This is a genomic window from Mycobacterium sp., from assembly GCF_049683935.1.
Classification (GTDB): domain Bacteria; phylum Actinomycetota; class Actinomycetes; order Mycobacteriales; family Mycobacteriaceae; genus Mycobacterium.
Genome location: NZ_JBAUJR010000450.1, coordinates 1 through 10012, shown reverse-complemented (window position 1 = coordinate 10012; position 10012 = coordinate 1). Strand labels below are relative to the sequence as shown.

At 67.7% G+C, this 10012-nt stretch carries 11 protein-coding genes and 1 tRNA gene; 4 read left to right on the top strand and 8 right to left on the bottom strand.

What is annotated here, in order from left to right; translation table 11 throughout:
• Positions 1-133: 133 nt before the first annotated feature.
• Positions 134-979 carry an energy-coupling factor transporter transmembrane component T gene (locus tag WA965_RS25235; protein WP_526298939.1) on the bottom strand — a complete coding sequence of 282 codons (846 nt, stop codon included), beginning with the start codon at positions 977-979 and terminating at the stop codon, positions 134-136.
• Positions 976-3027, bottom strand: coding sequence for an ATP-binding cassette domain-containing protein (locus tag WA965_RS25230; RefSeq protein WP_526298941.1), 2052 nt, complete (start codon positions 3025-3027; stop codon positions 976-978). Before WA965_RS25230 ends, WA965_RS25235 begins: the two co-directional genes overlap by 4 nt.
• A gap of 104 nt (positions 3028-3131) precedes the next feature.
• Between WA965_RS25230 and WA965_RS25225 the strand changes: the two genes are divergently transcribed.
• Complete coding sequence (locus WA965_RS25225; RefSeq protein WP_526298943.1) at positions 3132-3572, top strand: MarR family winged helix-turn-helix transcriptional regulator; 441 nt, start codon at positions 3132-3134, stop codon at positions 3570-3572.
• A 79-nt stretch (positions 3573-3651) separates the two neighbouring features.
• On the opposite strand, the gene WA965_RS25220 is transcribed toward WA965_RS25225, so the two are convergent.
• A complete protein-coding gene (locus WA965_RS25220) occupies positions 3652-4386 on the bottom strand; it encodes a VIT1/CCC1 transporter family protein (protein ID WP_526298945.1) in 735 nt (244 codons plus the stop codon).
• Between the two features lie 102 nt (positions 4387-4488).
• Between WA965_RS25220 and WA965_RS25215 the strand changes: the two genes are divergently transcribed.
• Positions 4489-6450, top strand: a complete 1962-nt coding sequence (locus WA965_RS25215; protein WP_526298947.1) for an acyl-CoA dehydrogenase family protein — start codon at positions 4489-4491, stop codon at positions 6448-6450.
• Here the strand turns inward: WA965_RS25215 and WA965_RS25210 are convergent, their stop codons facing one another.
• Positions 6451-6924, bottom strand: coding sequence for an LppP/LprE family lipoprotein (locus WA965_RS25210; RefSeq protein ID WP_526298949.1), 474 nt, complete (start codon positions 6922-6924; stop codon positions 6451-6453).
• An 81-nt stretch (positions 6925-7005) separates the two neighbouring features.
• Here WA965_RS25210 and WA965_RS25205 point away from each other — a divergent pair, with 81 nt between their 5' ends.
• Positions 7006-8064 carry a hypothetical protein gene (locus WA965_RS25205; protein WP_526448185.1) on the top strand — a complete coding sequence of 353 codons (1059 nt, stop codon included), beginning with the start codon at positions 7006-7008 and terminating at the stop codon, positions 8062-8064.
• Here the strand turns inward: WA965_RS25205 and WA965_RS25200 are convergent.
• On the bottom strand, positions 8061-8303 hold the full coding sequence (locus WA965_RS25200) for a hypothetical protein (RefSeq protein ID WP_526299076.1): 243 nt from the start codon (positions 8301-8303) through the stop codon (positions 8061-8063). The genes WA965_RS25205 and WA965_RS25200 overlap by 4 nt on opposite strands.
• Positions 8304-8619: 316 nt before the next feature.
• Positions 8620-8695, bottom strand: a tRNA-Asn gene (locus tag WA965_RS25195).
• Between the two features lie 156 nt (positions 8696-8851).
• Between WA965_RS25195 and WA965_RS25190 the strand changes: the two genes are divergently transcribed.
• Positions 8852-9106 (top strand): hypothetical protein, encoded by a 255-nt coding sequence (locus WA965_RS25190; protein ID WP_526299078.1) that lies wholly within the window; start codon positions 8852-8854, stop codon positions 9104-9106.
• On the opposite strand, the gene WA965_RS25185 is transcribed toward WA965_RS25190, so the two are convergent.
• Positions 9103-9414, bottom strand: a complete 312-nt coding sequence (locus WA965_RS25185) for a DUF7155 family protein (RefSeq protein WP_526299080.1) — start codon at positions 9412-9414, stop codon at positions 9103-9105. The genes WA965_RS25190 and WA965_RS25185 overlap by 4 nt on opposite strands.
• A gap of 72 nt (positions 9415-9486) precedes the next feature.
• A partial coding sequence (gene dnaG / locus WA965_RS25180) for a DNA primase (protein ID WP_526448184.1) occupies positions 9487-10012 on the bottom strand: 526 nt, incomplete at its 5' end.

Sequence of the window (10012 nt, the reverse complement as noted above, 5' to 3'; positions counted from 1 at the left end):
GCGTAGCTCGCGCCGGCCTGCACCGCCGTGGTCAGCGCCGCGTCAGCCAACTCGTGGCGTGGCAGCGCAAGGAAGTCGGCATCGATCTGTCGGGACCCTGTCACCCGGACCACCGTAGCGGCTGCCTCGGGGGTCAGCGCCGGGTCCCGCTGGTACCGAGCACCGTCAGCTCGAGCGCCAGCGCCGCCCCGCACACGACGACGACCACCGCGAATGCCACCCAGTCCCGCCGTTTGGGCCGCGTCGGGGCTGCCGAGATCTGCCCGGCGCCGCCGCGTGCGGTGATCGCATCCCCCATCTCGTCGGCACGGCGCAGTGCGACGGTGATCGCCGCGGCCAGCAGGTCGATCAACTCCGACGCCGCGTGCCGCCACCTGCCGCCCCTGGTCGTGTCGACGTCCTTGGGCCGCAGCTGTCGCGCCGCGTAGAGCACCCGGAACTCGTCGAACAGCATCGGAAATGCCCTCAGCGCCAACGAAAGCGTCACCGCCCATTCGGCGACCGGCACCCGCAACGGGCGCAGCGGACGGCCCAGAGTCGCGACCGCGGGCGCCACTTCGGCGACGTTGGTGGTCCACGACACCATCGCGCCGAGCCCGAGCAGCACGATGGACAGCGCGGTGATGCGCAGAAAGTTGAGGAGTCCGCCCAGGCCCAGGTCGATCGAACCGAGGGGGATGATCGGGCTGCCGCCGGCGAACGTCGCGGTGAGCGCGCCGAGCGCGAGCAACACCCACAGGAATCGCGGCACCGTCGGTAGGACGCCGCGCGGAATGTGGGCGAGCCTGGCCGCCAAGAGGATCAGCACAGCCACCGCACCGATCGGCACCCAGCCGGGGTAGAACGTCAGCAGCACACCGATTCCCGCGACGATGAGCAGCTTCGAGCCGGCCCACAGATCGTGGATGACGGTCTGGCCGGGCACCGGTCGCAGCAGCACGACCTGCCGACGCTGCTTACGTGGTGCCGCATCCGTCATGACATCTCTCCGGCCGCCGTCGGCGCCGAGGCCAGCACGCCGTCCCGCAGGTGCAGCGTTCGCGGGCACAACTCCTCCAGACCCATGAAGTCATGGGAGATCACCACCACGGTCAGACCGTTGCGGCGGCGCAGGTCGATCAGCAGTCGCAGCAGACCCCGCTGGGAAGCCGCATCGAGGCCGGCCAACGGTTCGTCGAGGATGAGTGCACGCGGTGAACGGGCCAGGAGCCCGGCCAGCACCACGCGCCGCATCTGCCCGCCGCTGAGTTCGTCGACTCGCCGGGACGCCATCGTCGGGTCGAGACCGACGGTGTGCAGCGCCTCGGTGACCTTCGCCTGGTCGTAGATCGAGAACCCCGCCGACGAGGCGATCTCCAGCGCGACGTGGCTGCGCATCAGCTGCAGCCGCGCCGCCTGGAACGAGATCGCCACGGCACCAACCTGATCCGACACCGGTCGGCCGTCGAGCAGACAGGTGCCTGCAGTGGGGACGGTCAGGCCGGCCATGATCCAGGCGAGCGTGGACTTGCCGGATCCGTTCAGCCCGTGGATCAGCACGCCGTCGCCGGCGTGCACCGCGAAGTCGATGTCGCTCAGCGCGCTCTTGGCCCAGGGGGTTCCGCTGCCGTACTCATGGCTGACACCGTTCAGTTCGAGCACGGGAGCGCCACGCGGTGTGTCGACCACGGTGTTGGCGGTCGGCGCATCGGCCGTTTCGACCATGTCGGTGTTGTCGCCGTCAGGCCATCCGTTGCCCGTCAGGTTGACGGTGCGGTCGGCCGCGTCGGCTTCGTCGTTGTAGTGGGTGATGTGCACCAGCGATGTGCGGTGGCGCTTGGTCAACCCCGACAGCATCGACATCAGGCCCTCACGGCCTTCTTGGTCGACCATGCTGGTGACCTCATCGGCGATCAGCAGCGACGGCTCGCGGGCCAGCGCCGCAGCCACCGCCAGCCGCTGCAGCTCCCCGCCGGAGAGTCCGCCGGTGTCGCGTTCGGCCAGACCGTCGAGTCCCACTTCGGACAGCAGTTGCGCGACGTCGGTCGCCGTGCCGGGCGGCAGGCCCCAGACGACGTCGTCGGCGACCCGGGTGCCCAGCACCTGACTCTCGGGGTGCTGCATGACAACCGCGGTGCCGCCGAGCTTGCCCAACCCGACCGCGCCGGGACGTTCCACGGTTCCGGCGGTCGGTTCACGACCCGAGAGCACCAGCATCAGAGTCGTCTTACCGGAGCCGTTGGCGCCGGTCACCGCGACGTGTTCACCGGGGTCCACCGACAGCGAGACAGGTCCCAGTGCGTCGCGATCGGACCTGGGGTAGCGGAACCGGACATCGCTGAGTTGGAGCGGAACCGGTGCGATCTGACCCACGTCGTTCGACGACTCCAGCTTGTGTACGTCGGGAACTCCCATGAGACGCGTCAGCACTCGCGACAGGGCCCACCACCCCACCAGGCTGACGAACGTGATGCTCATCACCCCTGCGGCGAAGAACAGCAGGGGCCAGTAATCGAGCGCCGTCGCGAAGTCCTGCTTGAGTCGCTCGGCGGCGCCCTCCATCCCCGGCACGCGGGCCAGAACCGCGGCCAGGCCGGTGATGTTGGCGGTCACGGATTCGAAGATCAGGTTGCGCAATCGGCTCAGCACGGTCAGCGCCGCCACGATGGCCACCCCGGACAGCGCGCCGGCCACCAGCGCCGAGACGACGACGGTCGGGGTGCCGCGACCGCGGCGCTTCACGATGCCGGTCAGGCCACCGATGTAAGCGCAGTTGAGAACGGTCGTGAACCCTCCCATGCCGGCGATGAGGAAGGCGACCAGACCGCCCGCGATCGTCGCGGCGATCAGCACCCGCAAGCGGTACCGGTAGGCGAGCAGACCCATCGGAACGGTGCCCAGTAAGGACAGCCCCGCAGCGAACGGGACCACCACCGCGATGATGGCGGTGGCCGCACACAACGCCGCCATCACGGCGGCCTGAGCGAGTTCGACCGGTTGGAGCGGACCCGTCCGATGAGGGGTGCTCTCCGGGCCGGCCGAGGTCATTTCTCGATTCTGCCAGTCGCGTGGGCATCGACCCGCCCGCCGGGTGCCGTCCGGTCTGCGGCGCCAGTTGATATGCATAGTTAACCTATGTGAATATTGGCGTCATGTCCTCAACTCTCGGTGCCGACCTGCTCGCAGTCGTGGCCCGGATCAACCGGCTGGCCAATCAACGAGTCCGGATGCCCGTGCCCTTCGCCCAGGCCCGCCTACTGTCCACGATCGAGGACCGGGGCGAAGCGCGAATCTCGGATCTTGCCGCCCTCGACCTGTGTTCCCAGCCGACGATGACCACCCAGGTCCGTCGCCTCGAGGATGCCGGCATGGTCACCCGCACCCCCGACCCGCAGGACGCACGCGCCGTGCTCATCCGCATCACCGCCGACGGTGTCGCGGCACTGCGGCAGGCCCGGATCGACCGCGGGGCGGCCGTCGATCCGTACCTGGAGCGACTTAGCGACGCGGACCGGCAGTGCCTCACCGAGGCCGTCATCGTGCTCCGCCGGTTGATCGAGGACGCCTCGGCGCCGGCCAAGACCGCTCGCTGAGCTGAAAGGAGCACGAACCAGAACTCGACGAACTCACTGATCGGGCCAGGGCGGTGACCGTCGGCAACGACAGCTGACGTCAGGTGACGCCGACGCCGATGAGGTATCCGACGAGGTAGGTGGCGCCGATCGCCACACCGCCGAAGACCAACTGCCGCAACGAGCCCCGGGCCAGCGAACCGCGGGTGATCTTCGCCGCCGCGCCACCGGCGATCAGCAGCCCGACACCACCGAAGGCCAGACCCAGCCACAACGACTCGAAGCCCAGCAGATACGGGATCAGCGGGATCACCGCGCCGATGGCGAACATCACGAACGACGACCCGGCCGCCACCCACGCCGACGGCTGCTCCTGAGGGTTCACCCCGAGTTCCTGCACCAGGTGGAAGTTCACCGCCCGGTTCTCGTCGCGGTGGATCTCCTCGGTCGCCGTGGCCGCGGTCTGCTCCGACATCCCCATGTCGGTCAGCATCGCGGCCAACTCCGCCCGCTCGGCCTCGGGATGCTTGCGGAACGACCTGCGCTCCACCACCACCTCGGAGTCGATCTGCTCGTTGGCTGTCGTCACCGAGGTGTACTCCCCCAGCGCCATCGAGAACGCGCCGGCCAACAGACCGGCCACCCCGCTGATCACGACGGTCTGAGCGCTCGCGGTCGCGGCCACACCGGCGATCAGCGCGGTGTTGCTCACCAAGCCGTCCATGGCGCCGAATGTCGCGGCCCGCAGCCACCCTCCGGTGACGTTGGCGTGACGGTGATCTGCCAGGTGCGGCATACCCGTCGGCGACAACGGCCCACGCGCCGGATCTGTCATGGGGATGATTGAACTCCTGTCCGATCCGGCCGGGGAAGTCAGGATCACCTGGGTTTGCCACATCACAGTTTGCGACCGCATTCAGACGGCTACCGTCGAGATATGACCACCACAGCGGATCACCTACGCAACGCCCTCGACGGACGCTGGCGTGATGTCAAGAATGCCGTTCGCCAGGAACTCTCGAGTGATGTCTTCAGGCCGCACTACACGCCGAACACCGTCATCGCCCGGACCAAAGTCGCGGAGCAGCTGAAGATCATGGCCGCCAGAGGAGCGGCCGAGGACGGCTTCAAGAAGGACCACGGCGGCAACGGCGACGTCGGCGCAGCGGTCACCCAGATCGAGATGCTCGCGATGAGTGACCTGTCGTTGATGGTGAAGGCCGGCGTGCAGTGGGGCCTGTTCGGCGGCGCGATCGAGAACCTGGGCACCGAACGCCACCACCAGGCCTACGTGCAGCGGATCATCAACCTCGACCTGCTGGGCTGCTTCGCGATGACCGAGACCGGGCACGGCAGCGACGTCCAGGCACTAGAGACGACCGCCACCTACGATCCGGCCACCAAAGAGTTCGTGATCGACTCCCCCACGCCGTCGTCGCGCAAGGACTACATCGGCGGCGCCGCGCAGACAGCCAGGGTCGCAGCCGTCTTCGCCCAGCTGATCACCGACGGCGAGGGGCACGGTGTGCACTGCTTCGTCGTGCCGATCAGGGACGACGAGGGCAACGACCTGCCCGGCGTCACCACGTCGGACTGTCACTACAAGGGCGGGTTGCCCGGCGTCGACAACGGCCGCATCCAGTTCGACCAGGTCCGCATCCCGCGGGAGAACCTGCTCAACAAATACGCCGACGTGGCCGAAGACGGCACCTACTCGTCTCCCATCGAGAACGTCGGCCGACGGTTCTTCACCATGCTGGGCACGCTGATCCGCGGCCGCGTCACCGTCGGCGGCAGCGCAGCTGCCGCAGCGCGGGTGGGACTCGACATCGCGACCCGATATGCGTTGGAGCGCAGGCAATTCGAGGCACCCGGGGCCGAGCAGGAGATCCTGATCATGGACTACCTGGTGCACCAGCGTCGGCTGTTCCCACTGATCGCGAAGTCCTATGCGTTGCAGTTCGCCCAGAACGAGTTGGTCGCCAAGTGCCATGAACTCCAGACCTCGGACAACCCCGACGCCGAGGAGCAGCGCGAACTGGAGTCCCGCGCTGCCGGGTTGAAAGCGGCCAACACCTGGCATGCGACGGCGGCGATCCAGGAGGCCCGCGAAGCCTGCGGCGGCGCGGGTTACCTCGCCGAGAACCGGCTGATCGCGTTGAAGGCCGACACCGACGTGTTCACCACCTTCGAAGGCGACAACCATGTGCTGACGCAACTGGTCGCCAAGGAGCTACTGACGGCCTACGCCGACGACATCAAGGGCATGAGCCCGGTCGAGTGGGTCCGCTTCGCCGCCAACTTCGCCGGCGAGCGGGTGGTGAAACGCACTGCGGCGCAGACGATCATGCAGACGATCCTGGACACGAGACAGGACAACGAGGAAGAGGGCAGCCTCTTCAACCGCGGCACCCAGGTGAAGATGTTCGAGGACCGCGAGGAGTACATGCTGGCTTCGGTGGCCCGGCGGCTACAGGGCAAGTCGAAGGAGATGAGCGCGTTCGACGCGTTCAACTCCGTCCAGGACCACGTGCTGCACGCCGCGACCGCCCATATCGACCGCATCATCCTCGAGGCCTTCGTGGCCGGCATCGACACCTGCGAGGACGACGACGCCCGCGAGATTCTCGGCCTGGTGTGCGACCTGTACGCCCTGTCGGTGATCGAGGACGACAAAGCCTGGTTCGTCGAGCACCGGTTCCTGTCGACCGAGCGCGCCAAGGCCGTCACCCGCGGTATCAACGACCGCTGCCGAAGGTTGCGGCCACACGCCGAACTCCTGGTCGACGGTTTCGGAATCCCCGAGAACCTGCGTTATGCCGAGATGCTGCACCCGGAGCACATCCCCGACGCCGACGAGCACAAGGAGCAGGACGCCACCAGCGCGGGCGTCATCTGATCAGGGTGGTCCGGGGATCGGATCGAGGACGGTGAGTCTGCCGTCCTCGACCGTGACCCGCGCCGATCCGATGCCGGTCGGGCAGCACGGCTCCTCCTGGCCCTGACGCCACTGGTACTGCACGGCCGCGGTGGTGTCACCCTGCGGAATGACGGTGATGTAGGGCCGGGGCTCCGGCGTCGGCGACCCGATGGGTCCGTCCGCGTCGAAGAACAGCACCTGCTGCGGACTGTCGGGCGCTTCTCCCGCGGTGACCACCACCCAGTGGAGGCGGCAGTCCGGGGTGTTGCCTCGGGCCGTGTCCCGCCACGCACCAGGCGGCAGCAACAGGAACTCGGCGGAGACCGCGTCCGCAGAGGGACCGGGACCGCAGTCGGCGGTGCTGGTCGGGGCCGGCGCCGACGGGCTCCATCCGCAACCCGCTGCGAGTGCCGCCGATGCCACGAGCGCCACCAGGGAGCGCAGGATTCGCATCCGCCAAGACTACGTTTCCGCGCCGAGAGGCAGTCGGGTGCAGTACTTTCTCGGCTAGAGACGAGCCGAACGGCGGGGTGCGTGCACGAGCAACTGCATTGGCATGACACCACGTGGTGGGAGTCGCGGATCAACACGGCCGTCGGCATCCCGCAGCCGATCCTGTGCAATCTCCGGATCACTGTGACCCACCACGAGCTGAGCACCGCCCTGCGCGCGATCACCGGAACGGATTCCGGGGCGAATTTCCACACGTGGGCGGTATGGGGGTCCAAGAAGGCCGGCAAAACCATTCGTCGGGAAGACATTCCACATCTCATGACCGCCGTCGCCGCGCTCGGCGCCGGAACCGGAGCGCTGACCGCGCAGCTGGCGCGGTCGCGGCCGGAGCGGATCACGACCACCCTGGCGGGTGCCCTCGCCGGCGGATGGGCAGCTTCGGTGCTGACGCAACGTCTGCTCTCGGACGCCGCACAACGCATCCTCGAGGGCAACATCACCGTTCTCGACGACATCGGCCGCGCATCGGCTCAGTTCATCGCCACATTCCACGACCAGGCCGAACCGGATCAGGAGCGGTTGTCGACGTTCCTGGCGACGCTTCGGCCCGGCCCGACCGGGGAGGGCGGCCAAGACCTGCTGAAGCGTGCCTTCACGCACTACTACTGCGCCCGGTACGAGCCGGCGCGCGACGCGAAACACGAGCACATGCTGTTGGCGAACTACGCCGCCATCCTGCACGAGCACATCCGCCTGCAGCCCTACATCACCGGCGCGATGCCGGGGCCCATCCGCCGACTGGTGACCGCGCACCTCTTGGAGTTCGCGCTGGGCCCCTACGAGCACGCCGTCGATGAGGATGTCGAGCCGTGGCAGGGGGCGAATTTTCCCGCCACACTGGCCCACCTCGAAAACCCCGACCTGGTCAGCTTTCTGTCCGGCGAGGACGGATGGGACCGCACCCCCGACTCGCTGGCAGGCAGCAGGGCGTCGGACTGGTCGCACATCGGCGACCGGATGAACTTCATCGTCGATCTGTTCCGGTCCCGGCACTTCGACGAGGGACTGTTCAGCGATCCGTTCACCGAACGCCAGTACCGGGACGTGCTCGCGGGCGTAGTGCCCTGCGCGCCGCTCTAGCCGCAGCCTCCGGCCCAGGCGATGGCTCCGCACGCGGTTTCAGCCCGGACCGGCGGACTGAACGACGCGGTGGCCATCGTCGTCGGATCGGGGGACGGCTCGAGGGTCGCCCCTTCGCCGCCGACGTGGAAACTACCGCCCTTCGGGTAGGTGCCCGCCTGCGCGACGTCCACCCCCACGGCTCCGAACAGCGCCGCTGCGCCCACCGTCGCGGCAATCAACTTGACCTTGATCGACATGTGTCTCCTCGTCCCGTTCATGGCGAAAACCATTGCGCTACAAAATCGGAAGGATCAACGCTGATACCGAACGAAGATTAACGCGGGCTATGCGGCGGTGGCCGCGCTCCACAACCGCTTCCCATGAAGCCCACAGCCGGTCCGATGGCGGTTCCACGGACGCAATCTTCCGATGGAATGTCGGAAACCGCTGGCGCACAAGAGATCTCGTGATCAGCACACATGGCGATCCCGCGGGAGGCGGCCCTCGGAGGTGACCGAGCTCACCAGGGCCTCGGTGCGGCCCACAGAGATCGCCCTCGAGGACGATCGAACGTGGCTCCCCCGGCTGGACTCGAACCAGCAACCCTTCGGTTAACAGCCGAATGCTCTGCCAATTGAGCTACAGGGGATTGCCCTCCCGCGGTGGTTCACTGCGGGCCAGAGAGCACTTTAGCCTACGGCTGCGGCGAGGTGCCAATACGCTCCCGGGAGGGCGCGCACTGCCCGCGGTGAGGCAGGATGGACACCGAGCACTCTGTCCCGCGAGAGATATCTGGAGGAGCCCCGTGATCGGGTATGTCGCCGTTCTGGCCGTCGGCTACGTGCTGGGCACCAAGGCGGGTAGACAGCGCTACGAGCAGCTCTCGGGGACATACAAGGCGGTCACGGGCAGTCCGGCCGCCAAAGCCGTGATCGACGCGGGACGGCGCAAGATCGCCGACCGGGTCTCTCCCGACCCGTCCATGGTGCAACTGACGCCCATCGACTCCGGCACCGATGTCCTCGAGCCGGATCAAACGCTGAAGAAGAAGGCCCGCTAGCCGAAGTCGCGGGTGATGGTGGTCCCGGGCAGCAGCGGACCGGTTTCGAACGGGATTCCGACGCCGATGCCGTCGCCGAACAAGCCGATCTCCGGGGTGCCGACCAAGACGGGCGACCCGTTGGAGTAACCCATGCAGTTGCCGTCCTCTTTGTTGCCGAACCACGCCAGGCAGGCAGGCTGCGCGCTCACCTGCGGAGCGGCATCAACGCTGGTCAGCGACGCGTAGAGGGGAACGGCCACAGCTGCGGCCGCAAACGCCCCGGCAATCAATCGGGTGCTGTGGGTCCGAATCATGTGCACACGCATCGCCAACTCGCCTTCTCACCTGTTCACCAAACGGCCCCGACTGCAGTGCCCACCATAACCCGGCGGGCTGTTTCATGCAGTCAGGTCGTCACCACTTGCCTGTTCGAGCAGACTACGTCGATAGCTCTCCATGGCCACCAGGTCCCCGAACAACGCGTGGTACTCGTCACCCTGCTCGACCGGCGACATCCGTTGCAGCTTCGACTTCACTTCGGCGATCTGGCGGCCGATCCACACTTCCTGCAGGCGGGCCAGCACGCCGCCGATGTAGCGGGGCAGCCTCTCGTCGTCGGCGTTGATGGCCTCGGCGCTCAGTTCGTTGACCAGGCCGGCCGCCAGCGGTGAGGCCGTCTGGTCCCGCACGGACTCGATCCACTGCGCACCGGTCAGTCCGGACGAGGTGCCTCCGGCGGTTTCGATCGACATCCGAACCGCGGCGTAGCCAGGGTGGGTGAAGCTCTCGGCGGCCAGGGAGTCGAAGACCGGGCCCGCGAGCGCCGGGTACTGCAGCGCGGACTTGAGCGCTTCGCGCTGCGGCCACAGCGTGGGATCGGCAGGATCGGGCCTGGCCGCACCGACCGCAGCCGCACCACCGCCC